General features: G+C 58.2%; 17 protein-coding genes. 9 read left to right on the forward strand and 8 right to left on the reverse strand.

Features of this window, described 5'->3' with window-relative positions; genetic code table 11:
* Positions 1-147: 147 nt before the first annotated feature.
* Positions 148-1,551, reverse strand: coding sequence for a tyrosine-type recombinase/integrase (locus QZ869_RS04820; protein WP_296102836.1), 1,404 nt, complete (start codon positions 1,549-1,551; stop codon positions 148-150).
* Between the two features lie 239 nt (positions 1,552-1,790).
* Here QZ869_RS04820 and QZ869_RS04825 point away from each other — a divergent pair, with 239 nt between their 5' ends.
* Together QZ869_RS04825 and QZ869_RS04830 are read left to right on the forward strand one after the other, a co-directional pair.
* Positions 1,791-1,919, forward strand: coding sequence for a hypothetical protein (locus tag QZ869_RS04825; RefSeq protein WP_296035784.1), 129 nt, complete (start codon positions 1,791-1,793; stop codon positions 1,917-1,919).
* A 154-nt stretch (positions 1,920-2,073) separates the two neighbouring features.
* Positions 2,074-2,349: a hypothetical protein gene (locus tag QZ869_RS04830; RefSeq protein WP_296102839.1), complete on the forward strand. Its 276-nt coding sequence runs from the start codon at positions 2,074-2,076 to the stop codon at positions 2,347-2,349.
* Positions 2,350-2,459: 110 nt separating this feature from the next.
* Here QZ869_RS04830 and QZ869_RS04835 read toward each other — a convergent pair whose 3' ends face one another.
* On the reverse strand, positions 2,460-2,966 hold the full coding sequence (locus tag QZ869_RS04835; protein WP_296035790.1) for a MarR family winged helix-turn-helix transcriptional regulator: 507 nt from the start codon (positions 2,964-2,966) through the stop codon (positions 2,460-2,462).
* A gap of 524 nt (positions 2,967-3,490) precedes the next feature.
* On the opposite strand from QZ869_RS04835, the gene QZ869_RS04840 reads away from it, so the two are divergent.
* The 4 genes from QZ869_RS04840 (at position 3,491) to QZ869_RS04855 (ending at position 7,099) form a co-directional block, all read left to right on the forward strand.
* Positions 3,491-4,276: a cyclase family protein gene (locus tag QZ869_RS04840; protein ID WP_296102841.1), complete on the forward strand. Its 786-nt coding sequence runs from the start codon at positions 3,491-3,493 to the stop codon at positions 4,274-4,276.
* 104 nt (positions 4,277-4,380) lie between these two features.
* A complete protein-coding gene (locus QZ869_RS04845) occupies positions 4,381-5,970 on the forward strand; it encodes an NAD(P)/FAD-dependent oxidoreductase (RefSeq protein ID WP_296102843.1) in 1,590 nt (529 codons plus the stop codon).
* Between the two features lie 17 nt (positions 5,971-5,987).
* The gene (locus QZ869_RS04850; protein ID WP_296022296.1) at positions 5,988-6,494 is read left to right on the forward strand and encodes a MarR family winged helix-turn-helix transcriptional regulator; all 507 of its coding nucleotides are present in this window, start codon (positions 5,988-5,990) and stop codon (positions 6,492-6,494) included.
* Between the two features lie 110 nt (positions 6,495-6,604).
* Positions 6,605-7,099 carry a cupin gene (locus QZ869_RS04855; RefSeq protein ID WP_296102847.1) on the forward strand — a complete coding sequence of 165 codons (495 nt, stop codon included), beginning with the start codon at positions 6,605-6,607 and terminating at the stop codon, positions 7,097-7,099.
* A gap of 53 nt (positions 7,100-7,152) precedes the next feature.
* On the opposite strand, the gene QZ869_RS04860 is transcribed toward QZ869_RS04855, so the two are convergent.
* The 6 genes from QZ869_RS04860 to QZ869_RS04885 all read right to left on the reverse strand — a co-directional run bounded on the left by QZ869_RS04860 (position 7,153) and on the right by QZ869_RS04885 (position 16,747).
* Complete coding sequence (locus QZ869_RS04860) at positions 7,153-8,586, reverse strand: NAD(P)(+) transhydrogenase (Re/Si-specific) subunit beta (RefSeq protein WP_296102851.1); 1,434 nt, start codon at positions 8,584-8,586, stop codon at positions 7,153-7,155.
* Between the two features lie 19 nt (positions 8,587-8,605).
* On the reverse strand, positions 8,606-10,177 hold the full coding sequence (locus QZ869_RS04865; RefSeq protein WP_296102853.1) for a Re/Si-specific NAD(P)(+) transhydrogenase subunit alpha: 1,572 nt from the start codon (positions 10,175-10,177) through the stop codon (positions 8,606-8,608).
* A 31-nt stretch (positions 10,178-10,208) separates the two neighbouring features.
* Positions 10,209-11,531: an MFS transporter gene (locus tag QZ869_RS04870; protein WP_296102856.1), complete on the reverse strand. Its 1,323-nt coding sequence runs from the start codon at positions 11,529-11,531 to the stop codon at positions 10,209-10,211.
* A gap of 127 nt (positions 11,532-11,658) precedes the next feature.
* On the reverse strand, positions 11,659-13,209 hold the full coding sequence (locus tag QZ869_RS04875) for an indolepyruvate oxidoreductase subunit beta family protein (protein WP_296102858.1): 1,551 nt from the start codon (positions 13,207-13,209) through the stop codon (positions 11,659-11,661).
* A gap of 15 nt (positions 13,210-13,224) precedes the next feature.
* Positions 13,225-15,378, reverse strand: a complete 2,154-nt coding sequence (locus tag QZ869_RS04880) for an indolepyruvate ferredoxin oxidoreductase subunit alpha (RefSeq protein ID WP_296102861.1) — start codon at positions 15,376-15,378, stop codon at positions 13,225-13,227.
* Positions 15,379-15,754: 376 nt separating this feature from the next.
* Entirely contained in the window at positions 15,755-16,747 is a 993-nt protein-coding gene (locus QZ869_RS04885; RefSeq protein WP_296102865.1) for an AraC family transcriptional regulator, read from the reverse strand.
* A gap of 165 nt (positions 16,748-16,912) precedes the next feature.
* On the opposite strand from QZ869_RS04885, the gene QZ869_RS04890 reads away from it, so the two are divergent.
* The 3 genes from QZ869_RS04890 to QZ869_RS04900 all read left to right on the forward strand — a co-directional run bounded on the left by QZ869_RS04890 (position 16,913) and on the right by QZ869_RS04900 (position 19,546).
* Positions 16,913-17,422, forward strand: a complete 510-nt coding sequence (locus QZ869_RS04890) for a flavin reductase family protein (RefSeq protein ID WP_296102867.1) — start codon at positions 16,913-16,915, stop codon at positions 17,420-17,422.
* Between the two features lie 42 nt (positions 17,423-17,464).
* Complete coding sequence (locus QZ869_RS04895) at positions 17,465-18,250, forward strand: SDR family oxidoreductase (protein WP_296102869.1); 786 nt, start codon at positions 17,465-17,467, stop codon at positions 18,248-18,250.
* 63 nt (positions 18,251-18,313) lie between these two features.
* Positions 18,314-19,546, forward strand: coding sequence for a styrene monooxygenase/indole monooxygenase family protein (locus QZ869_RS04900; RefSeq protein WP_296102871.1), 1,233 nt, complete (start codon positions 18,314-18,316; stop codon positions 19,544-19,546).
* The last annotated feature ends 14 nt before the right edge of the window (positions 19,547-19,560 follow it).

The following is a 19,560-nucleotide window of genomic DNA, read 5'->3' on the forward strand; positions in this document are numbered from 1 at the left end:
GTCTTCGCTCCGGTGAAACACGATGGTGCTACACAGAGGGCTTGACTTCCCCTCAAAAACCACGTCAATCCGGGCATTATTCGCACATTCCGCCGAGTTCAAATCTCTCTAGCGGCATCTCAACAAGCTTTGTAGTTGATACTAGGTTCACGGCTCAGGCAGCTTCACAGCCTCCACACAAGCCCTCATCTGCTGCCACGCAGGTCCACCTGAATAGACCCCTAGCGTGATCGACTTGCGGCCCTCTTCATGCCCCACAACGGACGATATGGTACTCTCAGGGATGCCCGCCCGTTCCGTTTCGGTGACAAACCAGCGGCGGAACGAATGGAAATTGACCAAGCTGCGGCGCTGTCCCGGCCTCTTGTCATCCACGCCAAGCTTCTCCCGGTAGGTGGCGAAACGCTTACCGAAGACATCACCTGCATTTCGTTCATCAGCCAGTTCGTGAAAGAGCCAATCTTGAGGGTCTTTCCCCTTCTTCCTGCGCTTCACGATTTCGATAACGTCCGGGTGCATCGGCACACGCCGTGCGGCGGCTGCGGTCTTGCCCTGACGAATGTCAAAATAGCCATTGCCGCTCTCATCGATTGGGCATTCCTCGACCCATAGAGTGACAAGTTCTGCGAGACGGAGGCCAGAGAGAGCCGCTATGCGGATAGCGTCACGTATTTGTGCCTCGAACGCCTTTCTCATTCCCCGGGGATAGGATGAATAAAGCAAGGTCTTAATCTCCTCTTCATTGAAGGGGCGCTCTTCGACCTTGCCTCCGCGCTCGACCCTGCGGCCCCTATCGGGCATCCGCTGGCCCTCCCATGGGTTGGCTCCGTTTACGTGACCCCGAGCAATAAGATAGTCCCAATACAGCTTTACGCTTCCGTGGTGTTTCCGAGCGGTACGTTCATTGAGCGGCGCAATTACCTCCGAAAAATACCTACCGGCCTTTGCGCGATCAATATTCGGCAGTGACCAGCCCTTGAGCTTCGCCCAACTCGCAAAACGCTTGATTAGGTTACGCCGTTCGTCAGTTGTTTTCGGCGCAAGCCTAGCCTCTTTAAGATAATCCTCGACGTAGTGGTCAACATCGACGCGACCGTGGACAATGTTCATGAAGCGGACCTGAGCTTGGCCGCCATGCTCCCGCCCTACAGCATCAGCGCGCTCCTCTGTGAAGTCGTCCGCGGTCATCACGTCCTCGTCGGCCACGTGCGCGGGGTCCCGATTGAATATCGTGGCTGTCCAAGCGTGGGGATCGGCGCGGCTGGTCTGGAGTTCATTCACCCAAGCATTTGCAAGGTCTAAAATGGCGTCTGTGGCTCCCTTGATGGAGCGACCCTCCTTCGCGGCGCGAAATAGCTTGGTTGTCTCGGCAAGTAACTCGTCACGCCGCGCCATGGCTTTAGTGAAGTCGCTGGTTTCAAGGTTGACGAGGCGGGCAGTTTTGCCTCCAAAATGGGGCCTGATTGCTACTGGGATATCCCGAGTGAACCAAAACTTCCGCCCCTTGAGAACGAGATGCCTTGCTGCCCGCTTCTTGCCTTTTCGTGCCATTCCGACCAATTTCTCCGACCATCTTTTTTGGTCGAATATCATTGCGTATCAGGCATTTCAAGAGCTTATGTCTTGCTCGTGGAGCCCCCGCTTAGCTCCACCAAATTCTCAGCAAACCATCTTGATCCCATTAGATCGAGTGCGCCTAATTTGGCACCACTGTCTGCGGCATCGCTTCGATTTCTCTTGCTATTCAACCGCAAAGAGCGGCAGTTTCTTCTTTTGAAGAGGAGATTCCAATGGCTAAGGGTCAAGTGAGAAGCAACAAGGAAATCCGCAAACCGAAGAAGGACAAGGCACCACCGGCTGCGGCTCCTACTTTGGGAGCGAAGGCCGTTGAGGCCAGCAAGCAGAAGAAGCCGCAATAAATCTTCGCTTTATCTGTATGCGGCGCGGGTCTTTGAGGATTTGGGGGCCCGCTAGGCGACCGTGAGTGTAAAGCTGACGACCAATGGACCGCCTCGCTCTTGGTGCAGTTCCAAATAGACTCAAATCCCCATTTGGATTGAAGACGAGGTGTGAATGCAGAAAGGTATAATGAAAGGGCGGATGGGTTTCGTCCTCATATTCCTCATTTGCGCAGCGATAGCCTTAATGATTAACCTGCTCAACACCGTAAGCTTGTTTCCCAGTGGCGAACGGGCGCAGGGAGCGTATCCGGAAAGAACGCAGGCAGAGCAATCTGACTTGAATGAAAGGCTGCGCATAGCGAAAGAAGAAGCGCGCAAGGCTGCCGACGGAGCCCTTCAAGCCGTGGAAGGTAATGCACGCGAACCGACCGCCGAAAAAAAGCAGTAGTCGAGTTTGAGAGACGAGACCGGATTCTCTCGATTTATTCCGTAGTCACCTGGACCATGTCTGACGTCCGGGACCCTGTGACTACCGCAACATCTTACAGGCGCGGAAACTCACTCCTCATCCCCATCATCCCCCGAAAGATGATTGCGCGTCGACTGCTTCACTTGCCCTACATGTGTAATCAGCCCGGAGATCACGATAGGATCCACGTCAGCCATCATATCCTTCAACCAGCCGTCATGCGCCTTGGCCATCGCATCGAAGGTCTTGCGGCCCTTGTCGGTGAGGTAAGCGACGATGACGCGGCGGTCGTCCGGGAGACGCTCGCGGATGACGAGGCCGTCGGCCTCCAGTCGCTCGACCAAGCCGGTGATGTTGCCGTTTGTAACCATGGTGCGCTTGGAGAGTTCGCCAAGGCGCAGGCCGTCGGTCTCGCGATAGAGCTGCGAGAGGAGATCGAACTGCGGCAGCGTCGCGCCGAATTCGCGGCGCAGGCGACGGCGGATTTCCTGGGAGATGAGTTTGGTGGTGGACAGCAGACGCAGCCAAAGGCGCAGTTCCTGTTTCTTGCCATCCTGTGTATCGCTGATGATCGCTTCCAGATCGATAGCCGCCATTACCCGTCCCTTGTCTCGAAGTTTGCCGTGGCCTCTGAAGTTTGTGGCCCGCCCTTCAAGTTTCTTGCTTTAACCCATACCCTGGCGGCAAAACCTTTGCCTGCTTTTCCCACGGCATGCTCTTATCGGTAGTCTAGAACACCATTCATGATGCGCGGTCAACATTCTCAAAGCTTCAAGCAATAGTCTGGCGGCGGTCGACACGGGATTGCCAACCTCAGATTTCTTGAGCTCGGCTGATTTCGTCACGCGTTTGACCTCCAATATATGCGTGTACAGATTTCTGACTGCTGGAGGTTCTAGCGGGTTTCATCGGGCACGGTCTGGCGCGGACGCTATGTCCCTCGCTACATTCACTTTGAGATCATATCGCTGCGCTTAAACCGCCTTTGAAAAACAATTGAAGCTTAAACAAAATTCTTGCATATCCATATTTTTGGTCATAGGTTTTCCCATTATCGCATCTGCTTCTTCAGCAGCGCTGACGAAGCAGGAACCGACGGTTCAAAATAAGGGGAACTTGAATGACCGATGCTTCGATGATTGCAGTACTTGCCAGCGGGTTGCTTTCCGGCAAGGTGAAGGTTGTGGATTTGACGGCGCCGCTTGGGCCGGACACGCCAGTTCTCTATCTGCCGCCGCAGTTCGGCAAGAACACGCCCAATGTGAAGGTCCACACCATTTCCGCCTATGACCAGGATGGCCCATTCTGGGCGTGGAACTGGCTGGAGCTTGGCGAACATACCGGCACGCATTTCGATGCGCCCTGCCACTGGATTACCGGCAAAGACAATGCCGAAAACACGACAGATACCATTCCCCCGCAGAATTTCGTCGCGCCGGTCAACGTCATCGATCGTTCGAAGGAAGCCGCTGAGAACCCGGATTATCTGCTGACGGTCGAAAGCATCCAGCAATGGGAAGCCGAACATGGCGAGATCGAAGCCGGCACCTGGGTTCTGCTGCGGACCGACTGGTATAAGCGCAATGGCTCTACGGAAACCTTTCTGAATGCAGATGAAAATGGCCCCCATTCCCCTGGTCCGACGGCAGAAGCCATCGAATATCTTCTCTCCAAGGGTATTATCGGCTGGGGCCAGGAAACCATCGGCACGGATGCAGGCTCGGCAGGTGGCATGAACCCGCCCTTCCCTGCCCATAATCTGATGCACAAGGCCAACAAGTATGGTCTTGCCAGCCTCTGCCATCTCGACCAGTTGCCGGCCAAGGGCGCAATCCTGATCGCAGCACCGCTGAAGCTGGTCAAGGGAACCGGCTCGCCGGTACGCGCGCTGGCGCTCGTGATCTAGGCCAAAGCCCGCAGCAGTCTCATCTGTCGGTCGGAGGTGAACTCAGTGACTCCGGCCCTTTCCACCCATCGCGATGCCGCCTCTTGCGTCTGTGGAGTTTCCCCATGGCTGATCCTGATTACATCATCGTCGGAAGCGGCATCAACGCACTGGTCGCCGCAGCTCTCTTAGGCAAGAAGGGCAAACGTGTCCTGCTGCTCGAAAGAAACGACCGCATCGGCGGCTGCCTGCGCACCGAAGAAATTACACTTGCGGGCTACCGGCACGATGTCATGGCAACGACCATGGTCCTGTTCCTCACTTCGCCTGCCTTCGCGGCTCTGGGCAAGGATCTGGAGACCCGAGGGCTGGAGTTCTGCCACACCTCAACGCCAACCGGCGTGCTGCGGCCAGATGGCACGCATGCCATTCTCTCCATGGATCGCGCCCGCAACATCGCCCATTTCGATGGCATCGCCGAAGGGGATGGCAAAGCCTTCGACCGTGGAATGGCGCGTTTCGCGGGCAATGCCGGTTTCGTCTTCGGCCTGCTTGGCGGTAATCTCTGGTCCACAGCGACAGCCAAGCTGCTGGGCCGCGAAGTCTGGAAACGGGGACTGAAGGGCCTCACTGCATTTTTCGGCGAGGCTCTGTCGCCTGCGCGAGGCTATCTCGAAACCACCTACCGCTCCGAGGAACTGCGCGGGCTTTTTGCGCCCTGGGCGCTGCATTGCGGCCTAGGGCCGGAAAGCGCCTATTCCGCCGAGATGACGCGCGTTATCGGCTTTGCCATTGAGGCGGCCGGTTGCCCGATCGTCAAGGGCGGCGCGGACAATCTGCTGATGGCCTTCGAGCGGCTGATCACGGATCAGGGCGGGAGCATCATGAGAAGCGCCGATGTCGAGCGGGTCGATGTCGATGCGCCCGGCAAGGCCGTCGGCGTCACGCTTGCCGACGGGAAACAATTGCGAGCAGCCAAAGGCGTCATCGCGTCGGTCACGCCCCATCAGCTTTACGAGCGCCTGTTGAACGCCTCGTCCACCAAGCTGCCACAACCGGTGCAGGAAGGGCTTGCCAGCTACCGATATGGCAAGGGCAATATGCAAATCCATTATGCGCTGAAGGCAGCGCCCCGCTGGCGCGCAGGCGAAGAGCTGAGCAAGGTGGCGCTCTTGCATCTGACACCTGGCCTCGATGGCGTCTCCCGTTCGGCCAACGAGGCCGAGCGCGGCCTTCTGCCTGCCGAGCCAACGGTCTGCGTTGGCCAGCCGACCTCCTTCGATCCGAGCCGCGCGCCGGATGGGGGCCATATTCTCTGGCTGCAGGTGCCGGATACGCCGCGTCATATCAAGGGTGATGCTGCCAATGAGCTGGCCTGCCCGGCGGACGGACGCTGGACGGAGACGCTGCGAGAGGCCTTTACCGACCGTATCGAGGCCATGCTGCGCGCACAGATCGAGAATTTCGACGAGATCGTCCTGAAGCGCCGCGCTTACGCGCCGACAGACCTCGAGGCAATGAACATGAACCTCGTGGGCGGAGATCCTTACGGCGGCTTCTGCGGGCTCGACCAATTCTTTCTCTGGCGTCCGTTCAAAAGCTCGGTTAACCACAAGACCCATGTTGCGGGTCTTTACCATATCGGGGCGTCCACGCATCCTGGGCCGGGCCTTGCAGGCGGGTCCGGTTTCCTGCTCGCCTCGTCTTTGTGCTGATGAAGGGATGAAAGCACATGGATAATGGCTTTTCCGTCGAATTTCTCGGTAATCCCGACGACCAGACCAAACGCATTCCCAGTCTCGGCGAGATCGGGCTCAATAATTTTGCGCCCTATATCATGAACCGCATCATGGCGCGGTGGAACGCCAACCTTGCCGAAGACATGAAGGCACGCGACGTTACCACCGTGAAGATGCGCGCTCTTGCGGTGCTGAACGTCTCCTCGTCGCTGACCATCAACGAGCTTTCCGTCTTCGCCGTGACCGAGCAATCGACCATGAGCCGCACGCTGGATTCGCTGGAGGAGCAGGGCCTTGTCCGGCGCGTGCCGCGTGCCGACGACATGCGGGTACGCGATGTGACCATCACCGATGAAGGCCGCGCCGTGTTCGAAGATGTCTGGCCGATCATGTACAACGACATGTGCCGGATGTTCAAAGACATCGATGATGAGGAATATCGCGCCTTCGTGACGACCTTGCACAAGATTCTGCGCAACATTCGTCGCCACGAAATCTGAAGCATCCTCCCAAGAACATCGTCCCCTCCCCGGCACTGGCAACCCTTCGACGAACTTCAAGCCTCCATCGGCGTTCATTCAAAACCGCTAACATTGCTAAGGATGAAACGATGAAGGTCGACCACTTTACCCTGCCGTCCAGCGACTGGGTTCCCAATCACCCTACGCTCCCCGTTCTCGTCTACAGCCATATCCGAAGCGATCTCGATTCATCGGCTTTGGAGGACATGTTCCACGATCATGGCTGGACGGGCGTCTGGCGAAACGGCGTCTTTGCCTATCATCATTATCACAGCGGCGCCCATGAGGTGCTCGGCGTCGGTCGTGGCAATGCCAGGCTCCAGATCGGTGGGCCGGATGGGAAGATACTCGATGTGAAACAAGGGGATTGCCTGCTTCTGCCAGCAGGAACCGGGCACAAGCGACTGGAAAGTTCGAGCGATTTTCAAGTCGTGGGTGCCTATCCGCCCGGTCAGGAGGCGGATATCCAGCGCGAAGCTGCAACGAGAGAAATGCTGGCGTTGATCCGCTCTCTTCCCGTCCCCGCAACCGACCCCGTGTTAAAAACGTCTGGCGGCTTGATCGAGCTTTGGCGCTCCGCGTGACGGGTTAAAGTGTGAAGGCCTCGTCACGGGAGTGACGAGGCCTTCTTTTTGCATCAGGAAATCAATGGCACGAGCGCGCTGACGCTCTGCTTCGCATCGCCGTAGAACATTCGGGTGTTTTCCTTGAAGAACAGCGGGTTCTCGATGCCGGAATAACCGGTGCCCTGACCGCGCTTGGAAACAAAGACCTGCTTTGCCTTCCACACTTCCAGCACCGGCATGCCCGCGATCGGGGAGTTCGGATCATCCTGTGCCGCCGGGTTGACGATGTCGTTGGAGCCGATAACGATCACGACATCCGTGCTCGGGAAGTCATCGTTGATCTCGTCCATTTCCAGCACGATATCGTAAGGCACCTTCGCCTCCGCCAGAAGTACGTTCATATGGCCCGGCAGACGGCCTGCGACCGGATGAATGGCGAAACGCACCGTCTTGCCCGCCGCGCGCAGCTTGCGGGTCAGTTCAGAAACCGCGGCCTGTGCTTGCGCCACCGCCATGCCATAACCCGGCACGATCACGACGCTATCGGCTTCGTTGAGGGCTGCAGCCACGCCATCGGCATCGATCTCCACCTGCTCGCCATTGATCTCCATGGCCGGACCCTTGGAGCCACCAAAGCCGCCAAGGATGACGGAAATGAAGGAGCGGTTCATGGCCTTGCACATGATGTAGGAGAGGATCGCGCCCGACGAGCCAACCAGCGCGCCGGTGACGATCAGGAGATCGTTGCCGAGGGTGAAGCCGATCGCGGCTGCCGCCCAACCGGAATAGCTGTTCAGCATCGAGACGACCACCGGCATATCAGCACCGCCAATGCCCATGATCAGGTGATAGCCGATGAAAAAGGCAAGCAACGTCATCAGCACCAGCGTCCAGGCACCCGCGCCATTGCAGTATAGGATCAGCAGCAGGATGGAGAGTGCCGCGGCCCCCGCGTTGAGGAGGTGCCCGCCCGGCAGCTTCTTTGCCTTGCCATCGACCTTGCCGGCCAGCTTGCCGAAGGCAACCACCGAGCCAGTGAAGGTAACCGCACCGATAAAGACGCCGAGGAACACCTCGACCTTCATGATCGCCAGTTCCACCGGCGTCTTGTGTGCCAGAAGGGCGGCAAAGCCGGTGAGAGCCGAACGCGACGCCTCATCCAGAGAGGCGACATGTGCCTCTTCAATATGGGCGTTGAAGCCGATAAAGACGGCGGCGAGACCGACGAAAGAGTGAAGTGCGGCAACGAGCTGCGGCATCTCCGTCATCTGCACGCGGTTCGCGACGAAATAACCGAGAACGGATCCGCCGGCCAGCATCACCAGCACGATGAACCAGTTGCCGACATCCGGTCCAAAGACAGTCGCAATGACGGCGAGAGCCATACCGGTGATGCCGTACCACACGGCACGCTTGGCGCTTTCCTGACCGGAAAGACCGCCGAGTGAGAGAATGAAAAGAACCGCTGCGGCAACATAGGCCGCTGAAACAATACCAAGTGTCATGAGTGTCCCCTCCCCCGGCTCAAGACTTCTGGAACATGGCGAGCATGCGCCGTGTCACGAGGAAGCCGCCCACAATGTTGATCGTCGCGATCAACACGGAGAGTGCTGCCAGAATGACGACCAGCCAGTTGCTGGAACCGATCTGCAGCAACGCGCCCAGTATGACGATGCCCGATACGGCATTCGTCACCGCCATCAACGGCGTGTGGAGGGAATGGCTGACATTCCAGATGACCTGGAAGCCGATGAAGCAAGCCAGAACGAAGACGATGAAATGACTCATGAAGCTTGCGGGCGCATAGGCGCCGACAAGAAGCAGAAGAGCCGTGCCGATGGCCAGAAGGCCGACCTGATTGACGGTCTGCTTCTTGAAGGCCTTGATTTCCTGGGTCCGCTTTTCCGCAGGCGTCAGCTCCTTGGCTTTCTCCTTTGGCTTTTGGGCGGCAATCGCCTGGATTTTCGGCGGCGGTGGCGGATAGGTGATCTCGCCCTTGTAAGTGACTGTCGCACCACGGATGACATCGTCTTCCATGTTGTGAACCACCTGCCCATCTTTGGCGGGCGTCAGATCGGTCATCATGTGGCGGATGTTGGTGGCGTATAGCGTCGAGGCCTGCGCCGCCATCCGGCTCGGGAAATCCGTATAGCCGATGACAATGACGCCATTGTCGGAAACGATACGCTGGTCAGGAACGGTCAGGTCACAATTGCCGCCACGTTCCGCGGCAAGATCGACAATCACGGAGCCGGGCTTCATCGCGGCCACCATATCGGCGAGCCACAGCTTCGGCGCATCGCGACCGGGGATCAGTGCAGTGGTGATGACGATATCGATCTGCGGCGCGAGCTCGCGGAATTTCGCTAGCTGCTTTTCACGGAATTCGGGCGAGGATGGAGCGGCATAACCGCCGGTCGCCGCGCCGTCCTGCTGATCGGCAAAATCGAGATAGACGAATTCAGCGCCCATGGACCCGATCTGCTCAGCCACTTCCGGGCGCACATCGAAAGCATAGGTGATGGCACCGAGCGATGTGGCGGTGCCAATGGCCGCAAGACCTGCAACGCCTGCGCCGATGATCAGCACCTTGGCGGGTGGCACCTTGCCGGCGGCGGTCACCTGCCCGGTGAAGAAGCGACCGAAATTGTTGCCGGCCTCGATGACGGCGCGATAGCCGGCAATGTTGGCCATTGAAGAGAGGGCATCCATCTTCTGGGCGCGCGAAATGCGCGGCACCATGTCCATGGCAATGACGGTAGCACCCTTTTCCTTTGCCTGCTGCAGCAGCGCCTGGTTCTGTGCCGGATAAAAGAAGGAAATCAGCGTCTTGTCCGCAGACAGCCAGTCGATCTCGGAAGCCTCCGGCGGGCGAACCTTAGCGATGATGTCGGAACCAGCGTAAAGCCCGCCCGCACTATCGACCACCGTCACGCCGGCGGCCCGGTAAGCATCATCGGAGAAACCGGCAGATTTGCCGGCCCCGGTCTCGATCAGGCATTCGTAGCCCAGTTTCTGCAAGGCCTGAGCGCTATCCGGCGTCATCGCGACGCGCGCTTCGCTCTCATAGATTTCCTTAGGTGCACCTAGTCTCAAAAGTCCCTCCCTTAAACTCGAAACACTGCAATCACTTCGTCTCATATCGACCAATGGATGACGGTATTAACACAGTGGCAAGAGCCGCCAAGGCCGCTACCGCCGCAAAAATGTAAAAGTTCCATTCGGGAGCAAGATTCGTGCTGGCGATCCAGCCGCCAAGGAGCGGCCCTGTCAGAGCGCCGATGCGCGAAAAGCTGAGCGCAAAGCCCGTGCCAGCGGAGCGGATTGTCGGATCAAGCCGCTGCGCAAGAAAGCCGGTCAAGATGAGCGAAGCTGAGACCGTACCGAAACCAGCAATGGCGACGAAGACGTAGTTGAGCACAATCGAGTTCTTGAAGGTCAGCGCCGCAATGCCAATGGCACCAACCAGATAGGAGAGCGCGACGGTCCGCTTGATGCCGAACCTGTCTGCCCATGTGCCGAGCACGATGCCGCCAATCGCAGAACTCAGGCTGAAAACGGCGAGGAAGAGGAGGCTGTCGCCCAGATCGTAACCGTTCTTGCGCATGATCTGCGGCAGCCACTGTGCCAATCCGTAGACTAGCAGAAGCCCGAGAAAAAGACCGACCCAGAAGCAAATCGTCTCGAACGCCTTGTCGCGCGCGAAGATGGTTTTGAGAACGGCGGACCAGCCCGGCCCCTTCGCGTTTCTCTGAACCGTCTTCGGTACAGCAACACCCATGCGTTTCGCCGTTTCAGCCGCTTGCTTGTGCTTGCCGCGCAGAACGAGGCTTTCAACGGATTCGGGCAACAGGAAATAGAAGACCGGCACAATCAACAGCGGCGCGGCACCGAAAAGCACGATCACGCGCCAGCCGTAGTCTGCCAGAAAGCCGCGACTGCAAAGTGCCGCTGCCAGGATGCCGAGCGAGTATCCCGAATACATCAGGCCGTAATTGAAGCTTTTGCGGTTTTTGGGCGAGTACTCCACCGTCAGCGCCGCAGCAACAGGAATGATACCGCCAAGACCAAGACCGGCGATGAAGCGGCTGACGCCGAACCAGAATGGCGTCGGAGCCATGGACGTCAGGATCATGCAGGCGGCAAACAGGCTGAGGCAGCCCATGAACAGCGGCTTGCGGCCATAGATTTCGCTGAGCGTTCCAATCACAATGCCACCGATCAACATGCCGATCACGGTATAGCTGCCCAAGGCACCCAGTTCGAGGGGCGTGAGCTTCCAGATAGGATCTACCGAAAGGGCAGGAAGGATGGCGCCGAGGACACCCACATCATAGCCTTCGGCAAAAATCGCGAACCAGCACAGCGCCACCACCAGCAGGCTTTTGCTTGAGGATATCTCTGCTGGCTTCACCGCCGCATAGGACGAAATTTCAATAGGTTGCGTCATGATAAAGTTCCCCTTTTGCGCAGAGCAGAAGCCCTGAACATTCGACACGGATAGGCATGGTGATGATGAGGACGGTCGCCGCGGTCACGGCGCCGTCTTTCTTATAGTTGTTGTACGGCTGACGCGGTCAGAGCGTCGCGACGGTCTTCAAGGCGCCGTCCAGCGCAATGCCCTGTTCGTCCAGAAGAGCGGCTTGGCGAAGCCGACGCATCCAGGCTGCGCCATCCTCGCGATCTCGTAGCAAGGGCAGAGCGGACATGACCCGGTCGAACTTGGAGAGACCACGGCTGTGGGTGTCGGAATAACCCTTCACCAATCGCCGATTGCCGAGAACCTCCGCGGCCAGATCGTAATTGGCAGCCAGGAGCTCTTCCGCCTTTTGCAGCCAGGCATCGCGATGCGTGACTTCGATATGATGGCGCAGACTGCCCCGGCGGAAACGCCGCAAGGCGGAGGTGACGTAAAGGCCGATAAACCAGAACAATGTGCCGGTCTTCACCCGCCGACCCTTATCGATGCGGCGATTGAGGAATGCGAAGAGTTTCGGACTGTTCTCGATCCACTGGCCGAGCCTACGTGGAAGCGTGCCGCACACTTCCTCCATGCGCGGATGCATGTATTCCGTCGTGTAGAGCAGTTGATCGCCCTTGACGCCGACTTCCTTGCGCACGCGCTCGAAGCGAGCCGAACGCGTTTTCAGGTCTGCAACGCGAATGACATCGTCATAGGCCATGGCGACGGCTAGATATTTTGCTGCCTGTGCGGTGAAGGCATAATCCTTCTCAGCGCCGCCATTGGCGGCATCTGCCTTGTGAAGGGAAGCGACCCGCGTCAGGTACTCATCCGCATAAGCCGGATCCTGGAATTCGGTCAGCTTCTTCACACCGGCATAGAGCATCGAGTGCGCATTTTGCGGAAACTCTGTCCGGATGCGGGCAATCAGCCTATCCAGCGCGGGATGACCGGCGGATGTGGGCAACTCTTCCAGCTTCTTGACGGGCGTTGCGGACAGCTTGTCGTTTTCGCCCTTGGTCGCCCGCTCGTAAGCGGCATTGAAGGCCCGAAGGCTGGCCTCGATGCCTTTGCCGCCCGACTTGATGGTAGCTTGGAAGATTTCCTTGGAGAAAGGCAATGCCTTGGACGCGGCCAGCGCACCGAAGAGCGCCGAAGACACCACGCTGCCATTCTTGACAGCCAGCGTATCCATGTCGAAGGCAATGGTTTTCTTGGCGGCGAAATCCGTCGCATCGACCACGACAGTGGGGTTGCCGATGCCATCGCCCGGCTTTTCCTTTTCACCGACCGCATATGAACGATGGGTGGAAGCGATCAGCAGCGTCTTGTCCGGCGTGACGAGGCCGCGAATTACCGAGCGCCCGGCTTCCATCAGTTCCGCGGCAATGACGATATCGACATCGCCGGGTGTCGGCATCAAGGAAAGGATCGGCCTCTCGCCCTCCCGTGCCTTCAGCAATTCAAGATAATAGATCGTCGCGCCCGTGCGCTGAGCGACTCCTGGAACTGAAGTTGTCTGCGCAACCCAACCCTGGCCTTCGGCAAGCGAGATGATCCAGTCCGCCAGAACGCCGCCGCCCTGCCCACCCATGGCGAGGATGGCGATGGAAAGTGGCTTGTCGGCGGAAAGCACGGACGAAAACTCTGTTTGCAGGCTATCCATAATGATCTTCCCTCTTTACGCTGGAAACAGAACGCGCGAGGCGTTTCTGCGCTTTTGCAGCCATTGAATGACGGCAGAGCGCAGGCGATAGAGAAACCGGTCGGTCTTCGTCGGATTGTGGATGACATCGGCCCGATAGAAGGAGGGGCAGAGAACCGCCGCTTCAGAGACTTCGCCGCAGTTGCCGCAACCCACACAGGAATTGTCGATCGCCGCGACCGGATCGTCCTTCAGCGGATCGTCCGTATGCTTGACCGAAAGCGACGGACAGCCGGACAATCGAATACAGGCGTGATCGCCGGTGCAGACATCCTCATCCACGCCGAAGCGTTCCTTCACCATGCGCTTGCCATCCTTCACCGCCTTGGCGAATTGCGGCTTTACGCGACGTTGCTTGTTCAGCATGCATTCCGATGAGGCAACGATGATCTTCGGGCCTTTTTCATCGGTGGTCAGCGCCTCTTTCAGCGTGTCGCGCATTTTCGCCACATCATAGGTGCGGTCGATCTGCTTGACCCAGGTAGCACCGATGCCCTTCACCGCCTTGACGATCGAATTGTTGGTCTTTCGGTTGGGGTTGTCGGCGCGCGACGACAGGACATCCTGGCCGCCTGTAGCGGAAGCATAGAAATTGTCGACGATGATGGTGACGCCATCCTGCTTGTTGAAGACGGCATTGCCGACGGAGGTAGCAAGGCCGTTATGCCAGAAGCCGCCGTCGCCCATCACCGCAATCGAGCGCTTGTCCGCTTCAACGTTGAAGGCTGAGGCGGAAGCCGGGCCAAGCCCGTAGCCCATGGTCGTGCCGCCAATATTGAAGGGCGGCAGAATGGAGAACAGATGGCAGCCGATGTCGGCAGATACATGATGGGGGCCGAGCTCCTTTTCCACCAGCTTCATGGCGGCAAAGATCGGACGCTCGGGACAGCCGGTGCAGAAACCCGCCGGACGCGCCGGCACGACTTCAGCCAGTGCTTTCACCTTCGGGTCGCTCAACACGGCAGATGGATCGGGAACTGGCGGACGATTGCCGAGAAGCTGCGGGGCATTGACCTCAAGGAAACCGGTCAGGCCCTTGATCAGCACCGGCGTGGTATATTCGCCGCCCATGGGCAGCAGATCCTTGCCGGAAATCTTTGTCTGGATATCGCGGCGGCGCATCAACGTATGAAGGGCCTGTTCGATATATTCCGGCGCGCCCTCTTCTACCATCAGCACCGCCTTCTTGCCCGCGGCAAATGCGACGATCTCGTCGTCGATCAGCGGGTAGGAGACATTCATGACGTAGAGTGGAATGCGGCTATTGCCATAGACATCGGCAAGACCGAGATGCTGGAGGGCTCGCATGGTGCTGTTATAGAGGCCGCCCTGGAGGATGAGACCGACCTCGCCTTCGGACGGACCGAAGAACTCGTTCAACTTATTGGTTTTGACAAACTCGACGGCTGCCGGCCAGCGGCGTTCCAGCTTGTCCTTCTCATGCTGGAAGGATGCCGGCGGCAGAACGATGCGGTTGAGATCGCGCACCGGATTTTCCAGCGCCTGTTTCAACGTATAGGACGGGCGCTTATTATCCTTGGCGACGAATTGCCCATGGACGTGACAGCTGCGAATGCCGACCTGCAGCATGACGGGCGTGCTGGATGCTTCGGAAAGCTCGAAACCCTTTTCCACCGCATCGACAATGGAGGTGAGATTTGGACGCGGCGTCAAAAGCCACATCTGCGATTTCATCGCAAAAGCGTGGCTGCGCTCCTGCATGATGGAGGAGCCTTCGCCGTAATCCTCACCGATGATGACCAGCGCACCGCCCGTCACACCGCCGGAAGACAGGTTGGACAGCGCATCCGAGGCAACATTGGTACCCGCGGTCGATTTCCAGGTCACGGCGCCGCGCACCGGATACATGACAGATGCGGACAGCATCGCGGCAGCGGCTGCTTCAGAGGCCGAGGATTCGAAGTGGACACCGAGCTCCTGCATCACATCCTTGGCATCGGCCAGAACATCCATGAGGTGGGAAATCGGCGAGCCCTGATAGCCGCCTACGTAGGACACGCCGGATTGCAGCAGCGCTTTGGTAATGGCGAGAATCCCCTCGCCGCTGAAGATTTCACCTTCACCCAGCTTGAGGTCTTCAACCTCGCGCGCAAATGACCGTTCGGCCATGATGGTTCCCCTTATGACTATTGCGCCTTTTATATGCAAAATCATATTTCTACTTTTGAGCAGATGTCAACCGGGAAAGATTTAAACCTAAAATAATTGCGCAGAGTGAGATTAAGATCCGTAAACTGCATATTTTTGCATATCGGAGAGAACAGATTTGTATGCACGTGCACATTTCTTGCGCAAGAAACCATTCGAGCGCAACTTTTCCATACCGGAGGGCCGCCGAGGCACGTCAACACTACTGAGTATGTTTAGGCTTAAAGTATTTGCGCCGATAGTGCGGAGGTGATGCCGATCAAATCTCAGCTCGCCACGACTATCTGTGCGTGGGGAAACACTATCCATCAGGCGGCTCAGCCCCTTCGGCATAACCTCAAGACCATCCTCTGCTTTGTCGCAGTGTCTGAGAGGGCGTTTCGCCATACCGCTCTCTGTAAGCAAAGGCGGCACGACCGAGATGGCCGAGACCGGACGCGAAGACGGCATCGGCGACGCTGATATCGCCGGATGGCGTCAACAGGGTTTTACGCAAAAGCTCAAGGCGTACGTCCTGCACCGCCTCCATCAATGTCCGTCCCTTCGCTTTCCGGTAGCTGTCCTGAAGCGTGCGCAGTGGAACGCCCGCTGCGGCGGCGATATCGGCTGCGGTGATCGGCCGTTCGACATTCGCCCTGATATAATTTTCCGCGCGCTGCACCGGCACCCGACCGGCACCCTCGCTTGAACGCTTGAGGCGACCACTGCGGTTATGGGATAGCCCATGCAAGAGCAGATTGACCAGACCGTCCCGGAGCATGATCCGGTAGGCTTCCGGAAAATGGCTGATGCCTTTGGCAGCGCCTGACATCAACATGCTGTGCTGAAATATCCCTTGGCCGATGCCATGAGTCAGATCAATCGCCGGTTCGAACTCGATACGATCGGATCGCTCATGCGCCAGGGTCTCGAAGTGGCTTTCCACGAGCTCGCGCTCCAAAAGCACGATCAGTTTTTCACACCCTTCCGCCCAGCGCATGCGGGTTGAGAGCGTCGGGGACAAGAGCGTTGCCGTACGGCCTGCTGCGACATGGGTTTCCTCGCCGCCGCACCGAACGACCGCGCTGCCCTTGATGGGCAGTTGCAGAAGAAAGAAGCGAGATAGTTCACCGGGGTCGATTTCCACCGCGGATCCGTATGACACGACATTGATGGAGTGACCCGGCTCCTCCACCACGTCATGAACCGCGTGAAAGCCGCTTTTCCATGCTCCATCGACGAGTAGGAAATGCGGGCAGAAGATCCGTCCGATCGCCTCTCGCGCCTCGTCCACGTCGTGGGTGTCCACTACCGGGCGGGCATCTGGTTGCTGCTTGCCGATATCGATCATCAGTCACTCGCCGAAATGACAAAAGTGAAGTTTCAGACCGCCTGTTGCCGAAACTGGATAAATCCCTGCGCAATCTGGATTGCCGATTGGACCTCTTAGCCGGAACATCATCGAAAGTTTAAACATAAAACGAATGCGAAATCCATTCGCAAAGGGAACAAAAACATGAGCAGCGAGGAATTCCGTGCCGGTATGCGCAAGCTGACCGGCGGTGTCACCATCATCACTTCCATGGATGCAGAGGGCAACCGCTGCGGGCTCACGGCCACGGCCGTCTGTTCGCTTTCGACGGACCCTCCGTCGCTTCTGGCTTGCGTCAACCGTTCAAGCTCGGTTGCAGCCGTGGTGGAGTCGAGCGGCGTCTTTGCCGTCAACGTTCTATCTCTCGATCAGCAACCCGTGGCCGAAGTCTTCGCCGGACGAGCGGGCCTAGTGCGTGAAGAACGCTTTGCCGCAGGCGAATGGATCAAGGGCGCGATGACCGGCGCGCCGGTTCTGTCTGAGACATGCGTCTCCTTCGAATGCGAGATCGCCGAGGTGAAGGAATTCGGCACGCATCTGATCCTGATCGGCAAGGTCGCCAAGACCCATTGCGCTCCAGAAGACGACAATCCGCTTATCTACGGAAACGGTGCGTTTCTAACTGCGGCAGCCCGGCCGCAAGCCGCGGCCTGACATCCACGACACATTTCTGCTGACATTTGCAAGGAGACGACGATGCGCGGACTTCAAGGGAAAACTGTAATCATTTCCGGCGGCGCGACACTGATTGGCGAGGGCATTGCCAAGGTGCTGGCTGGCTACGGCCTATCGGTGGTGATTGCCGATATCAACGAAGAAGCCGGAAGAGCTGCGGCTGAGCGAGCCGGAGACAAAGTCCAGTTCATCCCTACAGACATCACCAGCGATGCCGATATCGGCACACTTATCGACAAAACGGTTGAGGCCACCGGCCGCCTGGATTTTCTTGTCAATGTCGCCTGTACCTATCTCGACAATGGCGTCGAGACGACTCGCGCCGACTGGCTGAAGGCTTTCGACATCAATGTCGTCGGCTCGATCGCGCTGATGCAGGCGGCGCACAAGCACCTTGCCAAGAACAAGGGCGCCATCGTCAATTTCGGCTCGATCTCGTCACGCATCGCCCAGACCGGACGCTGGGTCTACCCGGTCTCCAAGGCCGCCATCCTGCAATTGACGCGCAACCAGGCGATGGATCTGGCGCCTGACGGCATTCGCGTCAACGCCGTCTCTCCCGGTTGGACCTGGAGCAATGTCATGGTCGAGCTGACCAAGAACACCCGCGAAAAGGCAGACAGTGTCGCCAAGGACTTCCACCTGCTTGGACGCACGGGAAGCCCGGAAGAAGTCGCAGAGGCGGTCGCCTTCCTCCTCTCCGACAATGCAAGCTTCATTACCGGAACCGATATCCGCGTCGATGGCGGCTACACCGCCATGGGACCGGAGCGCAACGAGCCGACAATACCACGCCTCATGGATTGAGCCGCATCGAGATCAATAAACGGGAACATCACAGCGGAACTTGAGACAACAGGGAGAATGAAAATGACGAAGAAGCGCAGCTTTACCATCGTCGGCGGCGGCCAATCCGGTCTGCAACTGGCCTGCGGCCTGCTGGATGCCGGTCACTCGGTGCACATCGTACAAAACCGAACAGCCGAAGAAATCGCCTCGGGGCGAGTTCTGTCCAGCCAGTGCATGTTCGATCAAGCCTTGCAAAACGAGCGGGAGCTCGGCCTCAACTTCTGGGGCGACAGTTGCCCGACCGTCGACTCGATCAACTTCGTAGTTCCGGCACCGGATGGCGCCAAGGCCATCGAATGGAACGGCAAGCTGGACAGCAAGGCCCAGAGCGTCGATCAACGCGTCAAGATCCCCCGCTGGCTGACCGAGTTCGAACACCGCGGCGGACAGTTGACGATTCACGATGCCGGTATCGAAGACCTTGAAACCTACGCGAAGGAAAGCGATCTGGTGATCGTCGCGGCCGGCAAGGGGGATATCGCCAAGATGTTCGAGCGCGATCCACAACGCTCTCCCTATGACAAGCCGCAGCGCGCGCTGGCGCTAACCTATGTGAAGGGCATGGCACCGCGCCCCGGTCATTCGGCAGTCAATTTTAACCTCATTCCCGGTGTCGGCGAATACTTTACTTTCCCGGCACTGACGACCACCGGTCCGTGCGACATCATGGTGTTCGAAGGCCTTCCCGGCGGTCCGATGGATTGCTGGAAGGATGTAAACTCCCCGGATGCGCATCTCGAAAAGTCGAAGTGGATTCTCGACACCTTCCTGCCTTGGGAAGCGGAGCGCTGCACCGATGTCTCCCTGACCGATGACAATGGACGTCTGGCAGGTGCTTTTGCGCCAACCGTGCGCAAGCCCATCGGTAAACTGCCATCGGGCGCGACTGTTCTCGGTCTGGCGGATGCCGTCTGCCTCAATGACCCGATTACAGGCCAAGGCTCGAACAACGCGGCGAAGGCGGCCAAATACTACATGGACGCGATCCTGGCTCATGGCGACAAGCCGTTCGACGATGCCTTCAAGCAGGCGACATTTGAAGCCTATTGGAGCTATGCGCAGTATGTTGTCGGCTGGACCAATGCATTGCTCGCACCGCCACCGCCGCATGTGCTCAACATCATGGGCTCGGCTCAGGCCTTCCCTGCTTTGGCAAAGCGCATCGCCAACGGCTTCAACGATCCGCGCGATTTCTTCCCATGGTTCGCCGTGCCGGAAGAAGCGGACGCCTATCTCACAAAGCTTGCAGCCTAACCCTTTCACGACTT

It is taken from the genome of uncultured Agrobacterium sp. (assembly GCF_913777885.1).
Taxonomy (GTDB): domain Bacteria; phylum Pseudomonadota; class Alphaproteobacteria; order Rhizobiales; family Rhizobiaceae; genus Agrobacterium.

Bases quoted from the DNA above. Each gene is read 5' to 3' on its own strand.
- QZ869_RS04820 (WP_296102836.1), bottom strand. From the start codon at position 1,551: ATGGCACGAAAAGGCAAGAAGCGGGCAGCAAGGCATCTCGTTCTCAAG.
- QZ869_RS04825 (WP_296035784.1), top strand. From the start codon at position 1,791: ATGGCTAAGGGTCAAGTGAGAAGCAACAAGGAAATCCGCAAACCGAAG.
- QZ869_RS04830 (WP_296102839.1), top strand. From the start codon at position 2,074: ATGCAGAAAGGTATAATGAAAGGGCGGATGGGTTTCGTCCTCATATTC.
- QZ869_RS04835 (WP_296035790.1), bottom strand. From the start codon at position 2,966: ATGGCGGCTATCGATCTGGAAGCGATCATCAGCGATACACAGGATGGC.
- QZ869_RS04840 (WP_296102841.1), top strand. From the start codon at position 3,491: ATGACCGATGCTTCGATGATTGCAGTACTTGCCAGCGGGTTGCTTTCC.
- QZ869_RS04845 (WP_296102843.1), top strand. From the start codon at position 4,381: ATGGCTGATCCTGATTACATCATCGTCGGAAGCGGCATCAACGCACTG.
- QZ869_RS04850 (WP_296022296.1), top strand. From the start codon at position 5,988: ATGGATAATGGCTTTTCCGTCGAATTTCTCGGTAATCCCGACGACCAG.
- QZ869_RS04855 (WP_296102847.1), top strand. From the start codon at position 6,605: ATGAAGGTCGACCACTTTACCCTGCCGTCCAGCGACTGGGTTCCCAAT.
- QZ869_RS04860 (WP_296102851.1), bottom strand. From the start codon at position 8,586: ATGACACTTGGTATTGTTTCAGCGGCCTATGTTGCCGCAGCGGTTCTT.
- QZ869_RS04870 (WP_296102856.1), bottom strand. From the start codon at position 11,531: ATGACGCAACCTATTGAAATTTCGTCCTATGCGGCGGTGAAGCCAGCA.
- QZ869_RS04875 (WP_296102858.1), bottom strand. From the start codon at position 13,209: ATGGATAGCCTGCAAACAGAGTTTTCGTCCGTGCTTTCCGCCGACAAG.
- QZ869_RS04880 (WP_296102861.1), bottom strand. From the start codon at position 15,378: ATGGCCGAACGGTCATTTGCGCGCGAGGTTGAAGACCTCAAGCTGGGT.
- QZ869_RS04885 (WP_296102865.1), bottom strand. From the start codon at position 16,747: ATGATCGATATCGGCAAGCAGCAACCAGATGCCCGCCCGGTAGTGGAC.
- QZ869_RS04890 (WP_296102867.1), top strand. From the start codon at position 16,913: ATGAGCAGCGAGGAATTCCGTGCCGGTATGCGCAAGCTGACCGGCGGT.
- QZ869_RS04895 (WP_296102869.1), top strand. From the start codon at position 17,465: ATGCGCGGACTTCAAGGGAAAACTGTAATCATTTCCGGCGGCGCGACA.
- QZ869_RS04900 (WP_296102871.1), top strand. From the start codon at position 18,314: ATGACGAAGAAGCGCAGCTTTACCATCGTCGGCGGCGGCCAATCCGGT.